Source organism: Streptomyces sp. NPDC006739 (genome assembly GCF_042869815.1).
Classification (GTDB): Bacteria; Actinomycetota; Actinomycetes; order Streptomycetales; family Streptomycetaceae; genus Streptomyces.
In genome coordinates, this window is record NZ_JBIAGM010000012.1 from 192,401 (window position 1) to 211,300 (window position 18,900).

The 18,900-nt window shown below is 73.2% G+C and carries 20 protein-coding genes; 19 read left to right on the top strand and 1 reads right to left on the bottom strand.

Translation table 11 applies throughout. The annotated features are described in order from the left end of the window. The first annotated feature begins 37 nt into the window (after nt 1–37). The 8 genes from ACFYMM_RS24295 to ACFYMM_RS24330 all read left to right on the top strand — a co-directional run bounded on the left by ACFYMM_RS24295 (nt 38) and on the right by ACFYMM_RS24330 (nt 8,698). Nucleotides 38–1,144, top strand: coding sequence for a quinone-dependent dihydroorotate dehydrogenase (locus ACFYMM_RS24295; protein ID WP_388390081.1), 1,107 nt, complete (start codon nt 38–40; stop codon nt 1,142–1,144). Next, nucleotides 1,141–1,986, top strand: coding sequence for an orotidine-5'-phosphate decarboxylase (gene pyrF, locus ACFYMM_RS24300; protein WP_388389907.1), 846 nt, complete (start codon nt 1,141–1,143; stop codon nt 1,984–1,986). Before ACFYMM_RS24295 ends, pyrF begins: the two co-directional genes overlap by 4 nt. A 277-nt stretch (nt 1,987–2,263) precedes the next feature. Further along, the gene (locus ACFYMM_RS24305) at nt 2,264–2,587 is read left to right on the top strand and encodes an integration host factor (RefSeq protein ID WP_003977346.1); all 324 of its coding nucleotides are present in this window, start codon (nt 2,264–2,266) and stop codon (nt 2,585–2,587) included. Nucleotides 2,588–2,647: 60 nt separating this feature from the next. Further along, the gene (gene gmk / locus ACFYMM_RS24310) at nt 2,648–3,241 is read left to right on the top strand and encodes a guanylate kinase (protein ID WP_388389909.1); all 594 of its coding nucleotides are present in this window, start codon (nt 2,648–2,650) and stop codon (nt 3,239–3,241) included. Between the two features lie 38 nt (nt 3,242–3,279). Further along, on the top strand, nt 3,280–3,552 hold the full coding sequence (gene rpoZ / locus ACFYMM_RS24315) for a DNA-directed RNA polymerase subunit omega (RefSeq protein WP_005319902.1): 273 nt from the start codon (nt 3,280–3,282) through the stop codon (nt 3,550–3,552). A 143-nt stretch (nt 3,553–3,695) separates the two neighbouring features. Next, the gene (coaBC, locus tag ACFYMM_RS24320; protein ID WP_388389911.1) at nt 3,696–4,898 is read left to right on the top strand and encodes a bifunctional phosphopantothenoylcysteine decarboxylase/phosphopantothenate--cysteine ligase CoaBC; all 1,203 of its coding nucleotides are present in this window, start codon (nt 3,696–3,698) and stop codon (nt 4,896–4,898) included. Between the two features lie 249 nt (nt 4,899–5,147). Next, nucleotides 5,148–6,356, top strand: coding sequence for a methionine adenosyltransferase (metK, locus tag ACFYMM_RS24325; RefSeq protein WP_388389913.1), 1,209 nt, complete (start codon nt 5,148–5,150; stop codon nt 6,354–6,356). 185 nt (nt 6,357–6,541) lie between these two features. Then, nucleotides 6,542–8,698, top strand: a complete 2,157-nt coding sequence (locus ACFYMM_RS24330) for a primosomal protein N' (RefSeq protein WP_388389915.1) — start codon at nt 6,542–6,544, stop codon at nt 8,696–8,698. 113 nt (nt 8,699–8,811) lie between these two features. Here ACFYMM_RS24330 and ACFYMM_RS24335 read toward each other — a convergent pair whose 3' ends face one another. Continuing rightward, nucleotides 8,812–9,357 carry a hypothetical protein gene (locus ACFYMM_RS24335; RefSeq protein WP_388389917.1) on the bottom strand — a complete coding sequence of 182 codons (546 nt, stop codon included), beginning with the start codon at nt 9,355–9,357 and terminating at the stop codon, nt 8,812–8,814. A gap of 254 nt (nt 9,358–9,611) precedes the next feature. Between ACFYMM_RS24335 and fmt the strand changes: the two genes are divergently transcribed. The 11 genes from fmt (at nt 9,612) to ACFYMM_RS24390 (ending at nt 18,890) form a co-directional block, all read left to right on the top strand. Then, the gene (gene fmt / locus ACFYMM_RS24340) at nt 9,612–10,544 is read left to right on the top strand and encodes a methionyl-tRNA formyltransferase (protein WP_388389919.1); all 933 of its coding nucleotides are present in this window, start codon (nt 9,612–9,614) and stop codon (nt 10,542–10,544) included. A gap of 52 nt (nt 10,545–10,596) precedes the next feature. Then, nucleotides 10,597–12,015, top strand: coding sequence for an RsmB/NOP family class I SAM-dependent RNA methyltransferase (locus ACFYMM_RS24345; RefSeq protein WP_388389921.1), 1,419 nt, complete (start codon nt 10,597–10,599; stop codon nt 12,013–12,015). A gap of 67 nt (nt 12,016–12,082) precedes the next feature. Continuing rightward, on the top strand, nt 12,083–12,769 hold the full coding sequence (gene rpe / locus ACFYMM_RS24350; RefSeq protein ID WP_388389923.1) for a ribulose-phosphate 3-epimerase: 687 nt from the start codon (nt 12,083–12,085) through the stop codon (nt 12,767–12,769). A gap of 91 nt (nt 12,770–12,860) precedes the next feature. Beyond that, nucleotides 12,861–13,904 (top strand): sugar-binding transcriptional regulator, encoded by a 1,044-nt coding sequence (locus tag ACFYMM_RS24355; protein ID WP_388389925.1) that lies wholly within the window; start codon nt 12,861–12,863, stop codon nt 13,902–13,904. A gap of 56 nt (nt 13,905–13,960) precedes the next feature. Continuing rightward, nucleotides 13,961–14,347: a ribonuclease domain-containing protein gene (locus tag ACFYMM_RS24360; protein ID WP_388389927.1), complete on the top strand. Its 387-nt coding sequence runs from the start codon at nt 13,961–13,963 to the stop codon at nt 14,345–14,347. Further along, complete coding sequence (locus ACFYMM_RS24365; protein ID WP_388389929.1) at nt 14,344–14,703, top strand: barstar family protein; 360 nt, start codon at nt 14,344–14,346, stop codon at nt 14,701–14,703. The genes ACFYMM_RS24360 and ACFYMM_RS24365 overlap by 4 nt, the downstream gene beginning before the upstream one ends. Nucleotides 14,704–14,804: 101 nt before the next feature. Beyond that, a complete protein-coding gene (locus ACFYMM_RS24370; protein WP_388390084.1) occupies nt 14,805–16,247 on the top strand; it encodes a GuaB1 family IMP dehydrogenase-related protein in 1,443 nt (480 codons plus the stop codon). 66 nt (nt 16,248–16,313) lie between these two features. Further along, complete coding sequence (locus tag ACFYMM_RS24375) at nt 16,314–16,766, top strand: Lrp/AsnC family transcriptional regulator (RefSeq protein ID WP_388389931.1); 453 nt, start codon at nt 16,314–16,316, stop codon at nt 16,764–16,766. A gap of 42 nt (nt 16,767–16,808) precedes the next feature. Next, entirely contained in the window at nt 16,809–17,195 is a 387-nt protein-coding gene (locus ACFYMM_RS24380) for a hypothetical protein (RefSeq protein ID WP_388389932.1), read from the top strand. Continuing rightward, nucleotides 17,185–17,649 carry a roadblock/LC7 domain-containing protein gene (locus ACFYMM_RS24385; protein ID WP_388389934.1) on the top strand — a complete coding sequence of 155 codons (465 nt, stop codon included), beginning with the start codon at nt 17,185–17,187 and terminating at the stop codon, nt 17,647–17,649. Before ACFYMM_RS24380 ends, ACFYMM_RS24385 begins: the two co-directional genes overlap by 11 nt. A gap of 443 nt (nt 17,650–18,092) precedes the next feature. Beyond that, nucleotides 18,093–18,890, top strand: coding sequence for a carbon-nitrogen hydrolase family protein (locus ACFYMM_RS24390; RefSeq protein ID WP_388389937.1), 798 nt, complete (start codon nt 18,093–18,095; stop codon nt 18,888–18,890). The last annotated feature ends 10 nt before the right edge of the window (nt 18,891–18,900 follow it).

The window sequence follows — 18,900 nt, forward strand, 5'->3', positions numbered from 1 at the left end:
CCCCCTCGTCTTGATGCTCTTCCTCGAGGACACCTACATGTACAAGCTCTTCTTCCGGCTGGTCTTCCAGCGGATGGACCCGGAACGGGCCCACCACCTCGCCTTCCGCTGGATCCGCCTCGCCGCGCGCGTCCCGGTGCTGCGCGTGTTCGTCGCGGCCGCCCTCGCGCCCCGCCACAAGGAGCTGCGCACCGAGGCCTTCGGACTGCGCATGCACGGCCCCTTCGGCCTCGCCGCCGGCTTCGACAAGAACGCCGTCGCCGTCGACGGCATGTCGATGCTGGGCTTCGACCACGTCGAGATCGGCACGGTCACGGGGGAGGCGCAGCCGGGCAACCCGAAGAAGCGGCTGTTCCGGCTGGTGCCGGACCGGGCCCTGATCAACCGCATGGGCTTCAACAACGACGGCTCGCTGACCGTGGCGGCCCGCCTGGCCACCCGCCGGCCGGTCTTCAGGACCGTCCTCGGCGTCAACATCGGCAAGACCAAGGTCGTCCCGGAGGCCGAGGCCGTCGGCGACTACGTGAAGTCGGCCGAGCGACTCGCTCCGTACGCCGACTACCTGGTCGTCAACGTGTCGTCGCCCAACACTCCCGGACTGCGCGACCTGCAGGCCACCGAGGCGCTGCGCCCGCTGCTGACGGCCGTGCGCGAGGCCGCCGACCGTACGGTGGCGAACCGGCGCGTCCCGCTGCTGGTGAAGATCGCCCCTGACCTCGCGGACGAGGACGTCGACGCCGTCGCCGACCTCGCCGTGGAGCTGGGCCTGGACGGCATCATCGCCACCAACACCACCATCGCGCGCGAGGGACTCGGTTTGAAATCCCAACCGTCGCTGGTGAAGGAGGCCGGCGGGTTGTCCGGCGCACCCCTCAAGGAACGCTCCCTGGAGGTCCTGCGGCGCCTGTACGCGCGTGTGGGCGACCGGATCACCCTGGTGGGCGTCGGCGGCGTGGAGACCGCTGAGGACGCCTGGCAGCGCATCCTGGCGGGCGCCACGCTGGTCCAGGGCTACAGCGCCTTCGTCTACGAGGGCCCCTTCTGGTGCCGGGCCGTCCACAAGGGCCTCGCCGCCCGGCTGCGCACCAGCCCCTACGCCACCCTCGCCGACGCGGTCGGCGCCGATGTGAGGAGGTCCGCATGAAGCCCCTGGAGCCCTTCGGTGCCCGCCTGCGCCGCGCCATGGACGAGCGCGGCCCGCTGTGCGTCGGCATCGACCCGCACGCCTCGCTGCTCGCCGAGTGGGGCCTCGGCGACGACATCGCGGGCCTGGAGCGGTTCAGCCGCACGGTCGTCGAGGCGATGGCCGACCGGGTCGCCGTCCTGAAGCCGCAGAGCGCGTTCTTCGAGCGCTTCGGCTCCCGCGGCCTCGCCGTCCTGGAGAAGTCGGTCCAGGAGGCGCGCGCCGCCGGTGCGCTGGTCGTGATGGACGCCAAGCGCGGCGACATCGGCTCCACCATGGCCGCGTACGCCGAGGCGTTCCTGCACCCGGACGCCCCGCTGTTCTCGGACGCCCTGACCGTCTCGCCCTACCTCGGGTACGGCTCCCTCAGCCCGGCCCTCGCGCTGGCCCGGGAGAGCGGCGCGGGCCTGTTCGTGCTGGCGCTCACCTCCAATCCGGAGGGCGGCGAGGTCCAGCACGCCGTCCGCGCCGACGGGCGCGGTGTCGGCGCCACCATGCTGGCCCACCTGGCGGCCGAGAACGTGGGGGAGGAGCCGCTGGGCTCCTTCGGCGCGGTCGTGGGCGCGACGCTGGGCGACCTGTCCTCCTACGACCTCGACATCAACGGCCCGCTCCTCGCGCCGGGCATCGGCGCCCAGGGGGCGACCCCGGCCGACCTCCCGGGGGTGTTCGGGCCGGCGGTGCGCAACGTCGTGCCGAACGTCAGCCGGGGTGTTCTGCGTCACGGTCCCGAGGTCGGGGCGCTGCGGGCGGCGGCGGAGCGATTCGCGCGGGAGATCCGGGCCGCCGTCGGGCCCGCCTGACCCCTCGCCGGGGCGGCTCGAGTGTGAATACATCCTCAAATCCGGGGAAGAATGTCTGAAATGTCAGGCCTGGCGGAGGCTGACCAGGACTTTTCCGCTGTTCTCGCTGACTATGGCGGACTTGACCGCTAGTCTCCGAGCAGTGGGGGCCCCTCCCGCGCTTTCAAAGCAGTGGGGGGCAACGGGCGAGCGTGTTGCTCGTGGCTCCCCAGGTGTGGGGCGACTAGGTTCCTCACCGGTCCGTATCCGACAGTTCGACATCCGAGGTGACGTAGGCGTGGCTCTTCCGCCCCTTACCCCTGAACAGCGCGCAGCCGCGCTCGAAAAGGCCGCCGCGGCTCGCCGGGAGCGGGCCGAGGTCAAGAATCGACTCAAGCACTCCGGCGCCTCTCTTCACGAGGTCATCAAGCAGGGCCAGGAGAACGACGTCATCGGCAAGATGAAGGTCTCCGCCCTGCTCGAATCCCTGCCGGGCGTGGGCAAGGTCCGCGCCAAGCAGATCATGGAGCGTCTGGGAATCTCCGAGAGCCGCCGCGTGCGCGGTCTCGGTTCCAACCAGATCGCCTCCCTGGAGCGCGAGTTCGGCAGCACCGGCTCCTGAGTCCGGGTTCCGCGGGACCGGGAGTCCCGGGCACTCCGGGATTGCTGGAATAATCGCTGCATGGCTGCAACATTCCGGGGGACGACCCCCGAGCCCCCGGACGTACGTCCGCGGCTGACCGTGCTCTCCGGCCCCTCCGGGGTCGGCAAGAGCACGGTCGTCGCTCATATGCGCAAGGAACACCCCGAGGTGTGGCTCTCGGTGTCGGCGACGACCCGTAAGCCGCGCCCGGGTGAGCAGCACGGTGTCCACTACTTCTTCGTCACCGACGAGGAGATGGACAAGCTGATCGCCAACGGTGAGCTGCTGGAGTGGGCCGAGTTCGCGGGCAACCGCTACGGCACGCCCCGCACGGCCGTGCTGGAGCGGCTGGAGAACGGCGAGCCGGTCCTGCTGGAGATCGACCTCCAGGGCGCCCGGCAGGTCCGCGAGTCGATGGCCGACGCCCAGCTGGTCTTCCTGGCTCCGCCGTCCTGGGAGGAGCTGGTCCGCAGGCTCACCGGTCGCGGCACCGAGCCGCCCGAGGTGATCGAGCGTCGCCTGGAGGCGGCGCGGATCGAGCTGGCGGCCGAGCCGGAGTTCGACGTGACCCTGGTCAACACCTCCGTCGAGGACGTGGCCCGCGAGCTGCTAGCCTTGATGGACGTTGTGTGATCGTGTCTGATCTTTTCCCACCTTTCGGAAGGTAGAGCGTGTCCTCTTCCATCACCGCGCCCGAGGGCATCATCAACCCGCCGATCGACGAGTTGCTTGAGGCCACCGACTCCAAGTACAGCCTCGTGATCTACGCGGCCAAGCGGGCCCGCCAGATCAACGCGTACTACTCGCAGCTCGGCGAGGGTCTCCTCGAGTACGTCGGTCCCCTCGTCGACACCCACGTCCACGAGAAGCCGCTCTCGATCGCCCTGCGCGAGATCAACGCGGGTCTGCTGACGTCCGAGGCCATCGAGGGCCCGGCGCAGTAGTATCGTCGGTTCGCAGTTGACTTATCCACAGGCCCGGCAGCGCGACTGCCGGGCCTGTGGTCTGCTCGGAGACGTGGGGGCCGCCCCCGCTGTGATGCAGCATGGAGTCGAGTCGTAGCGTTTTCCGAGTCCGGGGAGAGACGGTGGACAAGCCCAAGGTCGTTCTGGGGGTCAGCGGTGGCATCGCCGCGTACAAGGCCTGCGAGCTGCTCCGGAGGCTGACGGAGTCCGGCCACGACGTGCGTGTCGTGCCCACCGCCTCCGCGCTGCACTTCGTCGGCGCCGCCACCTGGTCCGCCCTCTCCGGCAACCCCGTCTCCACCGAGGTCTGGGACGACGTCCACGAGGTCCCCCATGTCCGCATCGGGCAGCACGCCGACCTGGTGGTCGTCGCCCCGGCCACCGCGGACACCCTCGCGAAGGCGGCCCACGGCCTCGCCGACGACCTGCTCACCAACACCCTCCTGACCGCCCGCTGCCCGGTGGTCTTCGCGCCCGCCATGCACACGGAGATGTGGGAGCACCCGGCCACCCAGGCGAACGTGGCGACCCTGCGCGGACGCGGCGCCGTCGTCATCGAGCCCGCCGTCGGCCGCCTCACCGGCGTCGACACCGGCAAGGGCCGCCTGCCCGACCCGACCGAGATCTACGCCGTCTGCCGCCGGGTGCTGGCCCGGGGCGTCTCCGAGCCGGACCTCAAGGGCCGGCACGTCGTGGTCAGCGCCGGCGGCACCCGCGAGCCCCTCGATCCGGTCCGCTTCCTCGGCAACCGCTCCTCCGGCAAGCAGGGCTACGCCCTCGCCCGTACGGCGGCGGCCCGCGGCGCCCGGGTCACCCTGGTCGCGGCCAACACCGGTCTGCCCGACCCGGCCGGCGTGGACGTCGTCCAGGTCGGCACGGCCGTCCAGCTGCGCGAGGCCGTGCGCGAGGCCGCGGCCGACGCCGACGCGGTGGTCATGGCCGCCGCCGTCGCCGACTTCCGCCCGGCCGACTACGCGGCCGGCAAGATCAAGAAGAAGGACGGCGAGGACCCGGAACCGGTCGTCCTGGTGCGTAATCCGGACATCCTCGCGGAGATCTCGGCCGACCGCGCCCACCCCGGACAGCTGATCGTCGGCTTCGCCGCGGAGACCGACGACGTCCTCGCCAACGGCCGGGCGAAGCTGGCCCGCAAGGGGTGCGATCTCCTGGTGGTGAACGAGGTGGGGGAGCGCAAGACCTTCGGTTCCGAGGAGAACGAGGCCGTCGTGCTCGGCGCCGACGGCAGCGAGACCCCCGTGGCGCACGGTCCCAAGGAGGCCCTGGCCGACACGGTCTGGGACCTCGTGGCCGAGCGTCTGGGCTGAGGTGTTCCGGCCGGGGACACGGCCGTTGCACGGTTCACCCGAACATCACATCGCCGCGTGGCGGCTCTGGTCATTGTCGAGGACCATTGGGCAGAATGCCCGTGCCGCAGGTCACAGCACTCCCGAGAGGCGAGACAGGTGGGCCGGCGGCGATGCGCGACCGATAAACTGTCCTCGGACGAGGCGGGAGCAGCCTCCGACCCGTCCGCCAATGATCAGCCAGCAGCCGCTGCAACCCCAGGGAGCGTTGTGTCCCGTCGCCTGTTCACCTCGGAGTCCGTGACCGAAGGTCACCCCGACAAGATCGCTGACCAGATCAGCGACACCATTCTCGACGCGCTTCTGCGGGAGGACCCCACCTCCCGGGTCGCCGTGGAGACGCTGATCACCACCGGCCTCGTGCACGTGGCCGGCGAGGTCACGACCAAGGCCTACGCGGACATCGCGACCCTGGTCCGCGGCAAGATCCTGGAGATCGGCTACGACTCCTCGAAGAAGGGCTTCGACGGCGCCTCCTGTGGCGTGTCGGTGTCGATCGGCGCGCAGTCCCCGGACATCGCGCAGGGCGTGGACACGGCGTACGAGAACCGCGTCGAGGGTGACGACGACGAGCTGGACCGGCAGGGCGCGGGCGACCAGGGCCTGATGTTCGGCTACGCCTCGGACGAGACCCCGACCCTGATGCCGCTGCCGATCTTCCTGGCGCACCGCCTGTCCAAGCGCCTGTCCGAGGTCCGCAAGAACGGCACCATCCCCTACCTGCGCCCCGACGGCAAGACGCAGGTCACCATCGAGTACGACGGCGACAAGGCCGTCCGCCTCGACACGGTGGTCGTCTCCTCCCAGCACGCCTCGGACATCGACCTGGAGTCGCTGCTCGCGCCCGACATCCGCGAGTTCGTCGTCGAGCCCGAGCTGAAGGCGCTCCTGGAGGACGGCATCAAGCTGGACACCGAGAACTACCGGCTGCTGGTCAACCCGACCGGCCGTTTCGAGATCGGCGGCCCGATGGGCGACGCCGGCCTGACCGGCCGCAAGATCATCATCGACACCTACGGCGGCTTCGCCCGCCACGGCGGCGGCGCCTTCTCCGGCAAGGACCCGTCCAAGGTGGACCGCTCGGCCGCCTACGCGATGCGCTGGGTCGCCAAGAACGTGGTCGCCGCGGGCCTGGCCTCCCGCTGCGAGGTCCAGGTGGCCTACGCGATCGGCAAGGCCGAGCCGGTCGGCCTCTTCGTCGAGACCTTCGGCACCCACAAGGTCGAGCCCGAGAAGATCGAGAAGGCGATCGACGAGGTCTTCGACCTCCGCCCGGCCGCCATCATCCGCGACCTCGACCTGCTCCGCCCGATCTACGCCCAGACGGCGGCCTACGGCCACTTCGGCCGCGAGCTGTCCGACTTCACCTGGGAGCGCACGGACCGCGTGGACGTACTGCGCAAGGCCGCGGGTCTGTAAGGGGTCCTCGGCGGCCCCGAGCGCCGCGCCCGACTGCCGCCAGGCCCGGCTTCCCCTGGGGGGAAGCCGGGCCTCGGCGTGTTCCGGGGCGGGCGGGTGGCTGCTGCCGGGGTCCCCGGCGTGCCGGGGTGCGGCCGCACGCCCGGCCGGCGGTCGTTGTCAGTGGCGTTTGGAAGAATGCAGGCGTGAGCAGCGAGAGCCGGCAGGGGGGCGGCGGGGCCGAGGGGGGTCCCGTCGGGGAGCAGCTCGCGCTGGTCCGGGAAGGGGTGCGCGAGGGGCGGGCCAAGGCGCCCCGGGCCAAGCCGCGGACCTGGCGGGGGGCCGCGCTGGCCGGGGAGCTGCCGGTGGCGCGGGTGCTGGTCGACAAGGGGGTGCTGCATCTCGACCGGTACTTCGACTATGCCGTGCCCGAGGAGCTGGACGCGGACGCGCAGCCGGGGGTGCGGGTGCGGGTGCGGTTCGGGGCCGGGCGCGGGCGCGTCCGGGACGGGCGCCGCGAGGGCGGCGGGCTCATCGACGGATTCCTGGTCGAGCGGCGCGCCGAGTCGGACTACTCCGGGCCGCTGGCGGCCCTCGCCCAGGTCGTGTCGCCCGAGCCGGTGCTCGGAGAGGAGCTGCTGGGCGTCGCCCGCGCCGTCGCCGACCGGTACGCGGGAAGCCTCGCCGATGTGCTGCAGCTGGCCGTGCCGCCGCGCAGCGCCCGCGCCGAGAAGCGGCCGTCCCCGGCGCCGCTGCCACCGCCCGAGGCACCCGAGGCCGGGTCATGGGCGCGGTACGAGCAGGGGAGCGCCTTCCTGGAGTCGCTCGCCTCGGGAGGCGCGCCGAGGGCCGTGTGGACCGCGCTGCCGGGTCCGGAGTGGAGCGAGGAGCTGGCACGGGCCGTCGCCGCGACGCTCGCCTCGGGGCGCGGCGCGCTCGTCGTCGTACCGGACGGCCGGGCCGCCGCGCGGGTCGACGCCGCGCTCACCGCGCTGCTCGGGCAGGGACGGCACGCGCTGCTCACCGCCGACGCCGGACCCGAGAAGCGGTACGGGCAGTGGCTGGCGGTGCGGCGGGGATCCGTACGCGCCGTCGTCGGTACCCGGGCGGCCATGTTCGCGCCCGTGCGCGACCTCGGGCTCGTCGCCATCTGGGACGACGGCGACGACAGCCACAGCGAGCCGCACGCACCGCAGCCCCACGCGCGCGATGTGCTGCTGCTGCGCGCCGCCCTCGACAAGTGCGCGTTCCTGCTGGGCAGTTGGAGCTGCACGGTGGAGGCGGCGCAGCTAGTCGAGACCGGCTGGGCGCGGCCCCTGACCGCCGGGCGGGAGCAGGTGCGGCGGGCCGCGCCCCTCGTGCGGACCGTCGGCGACGGCGACCTCGCCCGGGACGAGGCCGCCCGCGCCGCCCGGCTGCCCACGCTCGCCTGGCAGGTGGTCCGGGACGGGCTGCGGCACGGACCGGTGCTGGTGCAGGTGCCCCGGCGCGGGTACGTGCCGCGCATGGCCTGCGCCCGGTGCCGGGCCCCCGCCCGTTGCCGGCACTGTTCCGGTCCGCTCCAGTCCCAGGACGCCGGAGCGCTCGGGTGCGACTGGTGCGGGCGTGCGGAGAACGCCTGGCACTGCCCGGACTGCGGTGGCTTCCGGCTGCGCGCCCAGGTCGTCGGCGCACGCCGGACCGCCGAGGAACTGGGGCGCGCCTTTCCGGCCGTACCGGTGCGGACCTCGGGGCGGGAGCACGTGCTGGACACGGTGCCGGGCACGCCCGCGCTGGTCGTCAGCACCCCGGGCGCCGAGCCGGTGGCCGAGGGCGGCTATGCCGCGGCCCTGCTGCTGGACGGCTGGGCGATGCTCGGGCGGCCGGACCTGCGGGCCGGCGAGGACGCGCTGCGCCGGTGGATGGCGGCCGGCGCGCTGGTCCGCCCGCAGGGGGAGCGGGGGACCGTGGTCGTCGTCGCCGAGCCGACCCTGCGACCCGTGCAGGCGCTGGTGCGCTGGGACCCCGTCGGGCACGCCGTGCGGGAGCTGGCCGAGCGGGCCGAGCTGGCGTTTCCGCCGGTGTCGCGGATGGCGGCGGTGTCCGGGCCGGCCGAGGCCGTCACCGAGTTCCTGGACGCCGTCGAACTGCCCTCGGACGCCGAGGTGTTGGGACCGGTGCCGATTCCGTCCACCCTTCCCGGCCGGCCTCGGCGGACCGGCGCCCCGCCGCCCGGGGAGCACTGGGAGCGGGCACTGGTGCGGGTGCCCCCCGGGAGCGGGGCGGCGCTGGCCTCGGCCCTGAAGACGGCACAGGCCGCGCGGATGGCGCGGGGAAGCGGGGAAGCGGTGCGGGTGCGGATCGACCCGCCGGACATCGGCTGACGCACACCGTCACGGAGGACGGACGCACACCACGGCGGACGGCCCGCAACCGCCGGGACATGCGGCTGCCCTCCCGCACCGGGTGCCGGGAGGGCAGGTGAGGTGAGGGCGGGTCAGCCGTTGCGTGGGCCGGGCAGGGCCGTCGTCGGCCTGGGCTCGTCGCGGAGCGCGGGGCTGCCGGCGGTCGGCTGGGTCGGCATGGAGCGGGCCGCCGGAACCGTCGGCACCGCCGGCAGGCCGGTGTTCACGTTGAGCGTGCGGGTGCCCGCCGGCTCCGTGCCGCGTTCGGCCTCGGCGGCCGCCTGGGCCGCGGCGCGACGGGCGCCGTAACGGCGGTGCACCGCCTGCTTGGTGACCCCGAGCGCGGAGCCCACCGCGTCCCACGAGAAGCCGAGCGAGCGGTCGAAGTCCACGGCGGCCGTGACCAGGGTTTCGACACTGTCCCGCAGCTCCTGGGCGAGACGGACCGTCGGGGCGGGGGCGCGCCCGTAGACGACGAAGCCCGTGGACGGACCGGAGCGGCGCGGACGGTAGACGTTGCCCAACTGGGCGGTGAGCGTGCGCAGTGCGTCCACCTGGCGGCGGACCCGCTCGATGTCCCGCACCAACAAGTGCAGGCTGGCCCGGGCCTGGGCGTCGTGGGTTGCGTGGTCGGCCATGAACAAGCCTCTCGAACCGGCGTTGAAAGGAAGGGGACCGCGACGGCGGCCCGTTGTGGTCAATCTTTCTTGACCAACGCCTGTGCGCTCCGCTGGTAACGGGCTGGGGGCGCGTGGGCATATGCCCACGCCGGTTCTCCCGCCCGCGCGCACCACCGTCGCCGTCGGCGGCTCTCCCGTCGTGGCCGCAGACCCATGGTCATAGACTTGTGCGTTGCCCGCACCGACGCCGACCGAGAGGCCCGCACCCGCCCATGAAGCTCGTCTTCGCCGGTACCCCCGAGGTCGCCGTTCCCGCCCTGGACGCCCTGATCGCCTCCGGGCGGCACGAGGTGGCCGCCGTCGTCACGCGGCCCGACGCTCCGGCCGGGCGGGGGCGCAGGCTGGTCGCCTCACCGGTGGCCGAGCGCGCGGCGGAGGCCGGGATCGAGGTGCTCAAGCCGCTCAGGCCGCGCGAGCCGGACTTCCTGGAGCGGCTCAGGCGGATCGCACCCGACTGCTGCCCCGTCGTCGCCTACGGCGCCCTGCTGCCGAAGGCGGCCCTCGACATCCCCGCCCACGGCTGGGTCAACCTGCACTTCTCGCTGCTGCCCGCCTGGCGCGGGGCGGCCCCCGTGCAGCACGCCGTCATGGCCGGGGACGAGATCACCGGGGCCGCCACCTTCCTGATCGAGGAGGGCCTGGACTCCGGGCCCGTCTACGGGACCGTCACCGAGGAGGTCCGGCCCACCGACACCAGCGGCGACCTGCTGACCCGGCTGGCGTTCGCCGGCGCCGGGCTGCTGGCGGCCACCATGGACGGCATCGAGGACGGCACCCTGAAGGCCGTACCGCAGCCCGCGGACGGCGTCACACTCGCCCCGAAGATCACGGTCGAGGACGCCCGGGTGGAGTGGTCCGCGCCCGCCCTGCGCGTCGACCGGGTGGTGCGCGCGTGCACCCCGGCCCCCGGCGCCTGGACCACCTTCCGCGGCGAGCGGCTCAAGCTGATCCAGGCCGTGCCCGTGCCCGGACGGACCGATCTGGCGCCGGGGCGCCTCGCGGTGGGGAAGAACAGCGTGCACGCCGGGACCGGGTCGTACGCCGTCGAGCTGCTGTGGGTGCAGGCCCAGGGCAAGAAGCCGATGCGGGCCGCCGACTGGGCCCGCGGCGTGCGCATCGCGGACGGGGAGACGCTCGGCGGCTGAGGCCGACGTAGGCTGAAACGCGTACCCCTTCCACACCCGGAGCACCTTTTTCGTGAGCGAGCCCTCCCGGCGGCCCCGTAAGCCCGCCAAGCCCTACCGCCGTCCCCAGAAGGACCCCGTCCGCATCCTCGCCTTCGAGGCCCTGCGCGCGGTGGACGAGCGGGACGCCTACGCCAACCTCGTCCTGCCGCCCCTGCTGAGGAAGGCGCGGGAGAAGGGCGACTTCGACGGCCGGGACGCCGCCCTCGCCACCGAACTGGTCTACGGCACACTGCGCCGGCAGGGGACGTACGACGCCGTGATCGCCGCGTGTGTGGACCGGCCGCTGCGGGAGGTCGACCCGCCGGTGCTGGACGTGCTCAGCCTCGGCGTGCACCAGCTGCTCGGGACGCGGATCCCGACGCACGCCGCCGTCTCCGCCTCCGTCGAGCTGGCCCGGGTCGTCCTCGGCGACGGCCGGGCGAAGTTCGTCAACGCCGTGCTGCGCAAGGTCGCGCAGCACGACCTCGACGGGTGGCTGGAGAAGATCGCGCCGCCCTACGACGAGGATCCCGAGGAGCATCTCGCCGTCGTCCACTCGCACCCGCGCTGGGTCGTCTCCGCCCTGTGGGACTCGCTCGGCGGCGGCCGGGCCGGCATCGAGGACCTGCTGGAGGCCGACAACGAGCGGCCCGAGGTGACCCTGGTCGCCCGCCCCGGCCGCGCCACCACCGGGGAACTGCTCGCCGAGGAGGCCGCGGTGGCCGGCCGCTGGTCGCCGTACGCCGTGCGGCTCGCCGAGGGCGGCGAGCCGGGCGCCATCGACGCCGTGCGCGAGGGGCGGGCGGGCGTCCAGGACGAGGGCAGCCAGCTGGTCGCCCTCGCGCTGGCCAACGCGCCCGTCGAGGGACCGGACGCGAGGTGGCTCGACGGATGTGCCGGGCCGGGCGGCAAGGCCGCGCTGCTGGCCGCCCTCGCCGCCGAGCGCGGGGCGGTCCTGCTCGCCGCCGAGAAGCAGCCGCACCGCGCCGGGCTCGTCGCCAGGGCACTGGCCGGCAACCCGGGGCCGTACCAGGTCGTCACCGCCGACGGGACCCGGCCGCCGTGGCGCCCCGGCAGCTTCGACCGCGTCCTGATGGACGTGCCCTGCACCGGCCTCGGCGCCCTGCGCAGACGCCCCGAGGCCCGCTGGCGGCGCCGCCCCGATGACCTCGACAGCTTCGGGCCGCTGCAGCGCGCCCTGCTGCGCACCGCCCTGGACTCGGTGCGGGTCGGCGGGGTCGTCGGCTACGCCACCTGCTCACCCCACCTCGCCGAGACCCGGGCCGTCGTCCAGGACGTCCTCAAGCAGCACCCGGACACCGAACTGGTCGACGCCCGCCCGCTGCTGCCCGGCGTACCGGCGCTCGGTGACGGTCCCGACGTCCAGCTGTGGCCGCATGTGCACGGCACCGACGCCATGTACCTGGCGATCGTGCGCCGCACCGGCTGACCCCTCCCGCGGTGACGGTGGGTGGACCGAGGCGAACAACCGTGCAAGAACATGGGAGGCTTGGGTCATGGCCGTGCAGATCAACCCCAGCATCCTGTCCGCCGACTTCGCCCGCCTCGCGGACGAGGCGAAGGCGGTCGACGGCGCCGACTGGCTCCACGTCGACGTCATGGACAACCATTTCGTCCCGAACCTCACGCTCGGCGTGCCGGTGGTGGAGTCCCTGGCCCGGGCGACGGACACCCCGCTGGACTGCCACCTGATGATCGAGAACGCGGACCGCTGGGCTCCCCAGTACGTCGAGGCGGGTGCCGCGTCGGTCACCTTCCACGTGGAGGCGGCCGCCGCACCGGTGCGGCTCGCCCGTGAGATCCGCGCCAAGGGCGCCCGCGCCTCCATGGCGCTCAGGCCCGCGACGCCCATCGAGCCGTACGAGGACCTGCTCCCCGAACTCGACATGCTGCTGATCATGACGGTCGAGCCCGGCTTCGGCGGGCAGGCGTTCCTGGACATCATGCTCCCCAAGATCCGTCGCACCCGCGAGCTGATCGCCAAGCACGGACTCGAACTGTGGCTGCAGGTCGACGGAGGTGTCTCGGCGTCGACGATCGAGCGGTGCGCGGAGGCGGGAGCGGACGTGTTCGTCGCCGGTTCGGCGGTGTACGGGGCGAACGACCCGGCCCAGGCGGTACGCGCGCTGCGCGACCAGGCGGAGGCGGCCACCGCCAAGGCCTCCTGGGCATGCGACCACTGAGCCACGGATACGTGAACAGCTGACGTGAACGGCCCCCGTCAGGGCGGTTCAAGCGCGCCGAATCTGCAAGGATGAACGGCGAATCCAGAGTGTGAACAGCAGTGAGGAGATCGCCGTGTCGGGTATGTCGGCGGGCCGGTCAGCCATGCGGATGGGACCCGCTGAGCTGGTGCAGGCGGCGGCCATGGCCCGCCGCTTCTACCTTGAGGGCAAGTCCAAGATCCAGATCGCGGAGGAGTTCGGCGTCAGCCGCTTCAAGGTGGCCCGGGTGCTGGAAACCGCTCTCGAACGGGATCTCGTGCGTATCGAGATCCGCGTCCCGGCCGAACTGGACGCCGAGCGCTCGGACGCGCTCCGCGCCCGCTACGGCCTCAGGCACGCCGTCGTGGTCGAGTCCCCGGCCGAGGCCGAGGAGACCCCCGACCCCGAGAACCTGGGGGAAGTGGCCGCCGACCTGCTCGGCGAGCTGGTCAACGAAGGAGACGTCCTGGGCCTGGCCTGGGGCCGGTCCACCATTCACATGGCGGCGGCCCTCGACCGGCTGCCGCCCTGCACGGTGGTGCAGCTGACGGGCGTGTACGACGCCGGGACCGCCGAGCGCGGCTCGGTGGAGGCGGTGCGCCGCGCCGCCCAGGTGTCCGGAGGCGACGCCCACCCCATCTACGCGCCGATGCTGCTGCCGGACGCGGCCACCGCGGCGGCGCTGCGCCACCAGACGGGGATCGCCCGCGCCTTCGAGTACTTCGACAAGGTCACGGTCGCCTGTGTCTCCATCGGCTCCTGGGAGCCCGGCATCTCGACCGTGCACGACATGCTCAGCGACGAGGAACGCGCGCACTACGCCTCGCTCGGCGTCGCCGCCGAGATGTCCGCGCACCTCTTCGACGCCGAGGGCCGGCGGGTCGGCCGGGACCTGGGCGAGCGGTGCATCACGGTCAAGGCCGACCAGCTGCGCCGTATCCCCGAGGTCGTGGCGATCGCCGGCGGCCAGCGCAAGGCGGCCGCGATCGACGCGGTGCTCAGGTCCGGGTTGGTCACCAGCCTGGTCACGGACACCTCGGCCGCGGACTACCTGATGACGGCGGGCCCCACGCCGAGGCTCGCGCTCAACCGGGCGGACCCGGACGGGCACTGACGGCGGACCGGCACCGGGGGCGCGCCGTGAGGGGTGGCCGTGGCAGCATCGACGGCATGCCGCCGCGGTTCGTCCCCCGGGTCCTGGCGGGCCTGCTGGTCTGTCTCGCCGTCCTGCTGACCGGATGCTCGCCGTCGTCCACCGCCGGCCCGCACGGGGCCGGCGGCCCGGCCACCGAGCGGGAGTCCCGGCTGCCGCCCGAGGCGCGGCAGACCCTCGCGCTCATCGACCGGGGCGGCCCCTTCCCGTACGCCCGGGACGGCGCCGTCTTCGGGAACTTCGAGGGCCGGCTGCCCAGGCACCCGCGCGGCTACTACCACGAGTACACCGTGCCGACGCCGGGCTCGCGCGACCGCGGGGCCCGGCGTCTGGTGACGGGGCAGGGCCACGAGATCTACTACAGCGATGATCACTACAACTCGTTCCGGGCGGTGCTGAGATGAGCGACGACCTGACCGGCAGGCATGTCGTCACCCTGGACCTCGACGGGGTCACGGACAAGGCGGGGCTGATGGCGCGGTGCGTGCGCGCGCTGGAGCTGCCCGAGTGGTTCGGCCGGAACTGGGACGCGCTGGCCGACAGCCTCTCGGACCTGTCGGTGTGGCCGCGGGAGGCCGCCGGCAGGGGGCTGCTGCTCGTCGTGCGGGGCTGGCGGGGATACGCGACGGCGCGGCCCGAGGAGTGGGAGATCGCGCGGGAGGTGTTCGCGACGGCGGCCGACCGCACCGTGGCGCTCACCGTGGCGCTCACCCTGGAGGTTCCTCCTAGGCGGCCCCCGGCCGGCCTGGACGTTCTGTGAGGGCATGACATCGCGGACGTCATGGGACAATGAAGTACGTGCTCTTTCCCCCTGGCTGACCTGTCCGGGGGCCACCTCTGAACGACTGGGATGTGCAGCACGTGCGTTTCCTCAACGACAACCGGCCCGCGTACGACCTGACCTACGACGACGTGTTCATGGTGCCGAGCCGCTCGGCCGTCGGCTCGCGTCAGGCAGTGGACCTCGCCTCCCCGGACGGCACGGGCACCACCATCCCGCTCGTCGTCGCCAACATGACCGCCATCGCCGGCCGCCGCATGGCCGAGACGGTGGCCCGGCGAGGCGGACTGGTGGTCATCCCGCAGGACATCCCGATCGACGTGGTCAACGACGTCATCTCCTGGGTCAAGAGCCGTCATCTGGTCCTCGACACCCCGATCGTGCTGTCCCCGCACCAGACCGTCGCCGACGCCCTGTCCCTGCTGCCCAAGCGGTCGCACAACGCCGGTGTGGTCGTCGACGAGGACTTCCGCCCGGTCGGCGTCGTCACCGACCGGGACCTGACCGGCGTCGACCGCTTCACCCAGCTCGCCGAGGTCATGTCCCGCGACCTGCTGCTGCTCGACGCGGAGATCGACCCGCGCGAGGCCTTCCACACCCTGGACGCGGCCAACCGGCGCTACGCCCCGGCCGTCGACGCCGCGGGCAAGCTGGTCGGCATCCTCACCCGCAAGGGCGCCCTGCGCGCCACCCTGTACACCCCGGCCACCGACGCCCAGGGCAGGCTGCGCGTAGCGGCCGCCGTCGGCATCAACGGCGACGTGGCCGGCAAGGCCAAGCAACTGCTGGACGCGGGCGTGGACACCCTCGTCATCGACACCGCGCACGGTCACCAGGAATCGATGATCAACGCCCTCAAGGTGGTGCGCGCCCTCGATCCCCGGGTGCCGATCGCGGCCGGCAACATCGTCTCCGCCGAGGGCGTCAAGGACCTCGTCGACGCGGGTGCCGACATCATCAAGGTCGGTGTCGGCCCGGGCGCCATGTGCACCACCCGCATGATGACCGGCGTGGGCCGGCCGCAGTTCTCGGCGGTCCTGGAGTGCGCGGCCGAGGCCCGCAAGTACGGCAAGCACGTGTGGGCCGACGGCGGCGTCCGGCACCCCCGTGACGTGGCGATGGCCCTCGCGGCCGGGGCCTCCAACGTGATGGTCGGCTCCTGGTTCGCGGGCACCTACGAGTCGCCGGGCGACCTCCAGCACGACGCGAACGGCCGCCCGTACAAGGAGTCCTTCGGCATGGCCTCCGCGCGCGCGGTGCGCAACCGCACCTCGGACGAGTCGGCCTACGACCGTGCCCGCAAGGCGCTGTTCGAGGAGGGCATCTCCACCTCCCGCATGTTCCTCGACCCGGACCGTCCGGGTGTGGAGGACCTGATCGACTCGATCATCGCGGGCGTCCGCTCCTCCTGCACCTACGCCGGTGCCCGTTCCCTGGCGGAGTTCGCCGACAAGGCCATCGTCGGCATCCAGAGCGCGGCCGGGTACGCGGAGGGCAAGCCCCTGCACGCCAGCTGGAGCTAGGACCGCCCGGCACACCGACAGCACCGGCACCACCGTCCGCACCACCCGAGAAGTGATCAACCCACTGTGCTGAACGATCTCGACGAACGCATCGTGCACGCCCTCGCCGAGGACGCCCGCCGCTCCTACGCGGACATCGGGCAGCTGGTCGGCCTGTCCGCCCCCGCCGTGAAGCGCCGCGTGGACCGGCTGCGCGCCATCGGCGCCATCACCGGGTTCACCGTCCGGGTGGACCCGGCGGCGCTCGGCTGGGAGACGGAGGGGTTCGTCGAGATCTACTGCCGGCGCAACACCTCCCCCGAGACCATCCAGCGGGGCCTGGAGCGCTACCAGGAGGTCGTGGCCGCGTCCACCGTCACCGGCGAGGCGGACGCGGTCGTACAGGTCTTCGCCTCCGACATGCGCCACTTCGAGCGGGTGCTGGAACGCATCGCCGGGGAACCGTTCGTGGAGCGCACCAAGTCGGTACTGGTGCTGTCACCGCTGCTGCGCCGCTTCTCCTCGGGCGCGCCGGGCTGACTCCCACCCCTCGGGGCCGCCGCCGGTGATCACGGCTTCGAGGTGAATCTGCGCGATTCGGCGTACGGCGGGACGATCGCGATGGTGTGGTTGCCGCAGGAGGTGCTGGCGGACGTGGAGACACCGAGAGACGTACCGGCACGGACACTGCCCGAGAGGGAGGCCACCCGGACCCCCGCTCCCGAGGAGCCGCGGAGCACACCGGTGGCGGACGCCCCCGCACTGCCCACCCGGGTGCGCCAGGCCTCCCTCGCCGCCGGACTGCGCGAGTCCCCGCCGTCCCGGGACGCCGGGCCCGGCGGGGAGGCCGACGCCGAGGAGATGCGGGCGGTCTTCGGCGCCTTCCAGCGGGGCTTGGAGCGTGGCCGCAAGGGCCTGCCCAGGACCACTCACGCCGACGAAGGGACGGGCGCCGACGATGCGCGGTGACGACCAGACCCCCGGGGAACCCGAGGGCCCCGAGCCCTCCGGGCACGCCGCACCGTCCGCCGGAGCCCCCGGCACGGATCTGGGCTGGCTGCTCGACGACCTCGTGGCGCGTACCGACCACGTCCGCCAGGCCGTGCTGCTCACCGCCGACGGCCTCCCGCTGAGCTCCTCGGACGGGATGCGCCGACGGGACATCGAACACCTCGCCGCCCTCTGCTCGGGCTTCCACTGCCTGGCCCGCTCGGCCGGCGAGCGGTTCGCGGCCGGACAGGTGCGCCAGACCATGGTCATGCTCGACGACGCCTACCTGTTCATCACCCCGGCAGGGCACGGCAGCCGCCTGGCCGTGCTCAGCGAGGTCCGCACCGACGTCGGACGGCTCGCCCACGAGATGGCCCTGCTCGTCCGCCGCCTCGGCCGCCACCTGGACGCGGCGGCCCGCTCGGCCCCCTGACCCGAGGCGAGCCGGCGGCGCCGACGGGACGACGGGACCGGCTCGACGGTGCGCCCCCGCGTCCTGTCGTGGGTGGGTCTGCGTGCCTTGCCTCGGGGAGTGTCCCCGCACCCTGCCCCGGGGGGCCCGCACCCTGCCTCGGGTGTTCCGGCGTCTTGTTGTGGGTGGGTCTGCGTGCCTTGCTTCGGGGGGTGTCCCCGCACCCTGCCCCCGGGGGGCCCGCACCCTGTCCCGGGTGGGCCCCGCGCCCTGCTGCCGGGCGCGCCCCCGCACGCCGTCCCGGGCGCCGCTGCCGTCCGGGCGCGCAACGAATCGACGCACGGTCCCCGAATCACGCAACAAACCGCTCACCGGCGCGCAACGGCTCCTTCTTGTCCGGCCGAGCGCGCCGACCGTACCGTCTATCTGGCCCCCCGTAACCCGCTGTCCGGTGAGGAATCCGCATGCGCACCGCCCTGCTCCAGAGCTCCGGCCGCCCCGGCTCCACCGTCGAGAACCTCAAGGTCCTCGACGAGGCCGCGGGCCGGGCCGCCGCCGCGGGTGCCGCGCTGCTCGCCGCGCCGGAGATGTTCCTCACCGGGTACGCGATCGGCGACGGCATCGCCCGCCTCGCCGAACCCGCCGACGGCGACGCGGCCGACGCGGTCGCCGAGCTGGCGTCCCGGCACGGACTGGCGATCGCCTACGGCTACCCCGAGCGCGACGGCGACACCGTGTACAACTCCGCCCAGCTGATCTCCGCCGACGGCACCCGGCTTGCGAGCTACCGCAAGACCCACCTCTTCGGCGGCTTCGAGCGCGACCACTTCACGCCGGGCGGCCGGCCGGTCGTCCAGGCCGAGCTGGACGGTCTGACCGTCGGCCTGATGATCTGCTACGACGTCGAGTTCCCGGAGAACGTCCGCGCCCACGCCCTGGCCGGCACCGACCTCCTGATCGTGCCGACCGCGCAGATGCACCCCTTCCAGTTCGTCGCCGAGTCCCTCGTGCCCGTGCGGGCCTGGGAGAACCAGATGTACGTCGCGTACGTCAACCGGGTCGGCCGGGAAGGGGAGTTCGAGTTCGTCGGGCTGTCCACGCTGGCCGGCCCCGACGGGGTCGCCCGCACCCGTGCCGGCCGCGCCGAGGAACTGCTCCTCGCCGACGTGGACCCCGCCTTCCTCGCCGCCTCCCGCGAGGCCAACCCGTACCTGGACGACCGGCGCCCAGGCCTGTACGGGTCCCTGATCCGCGTCCCCTGAGCTTTCCCCC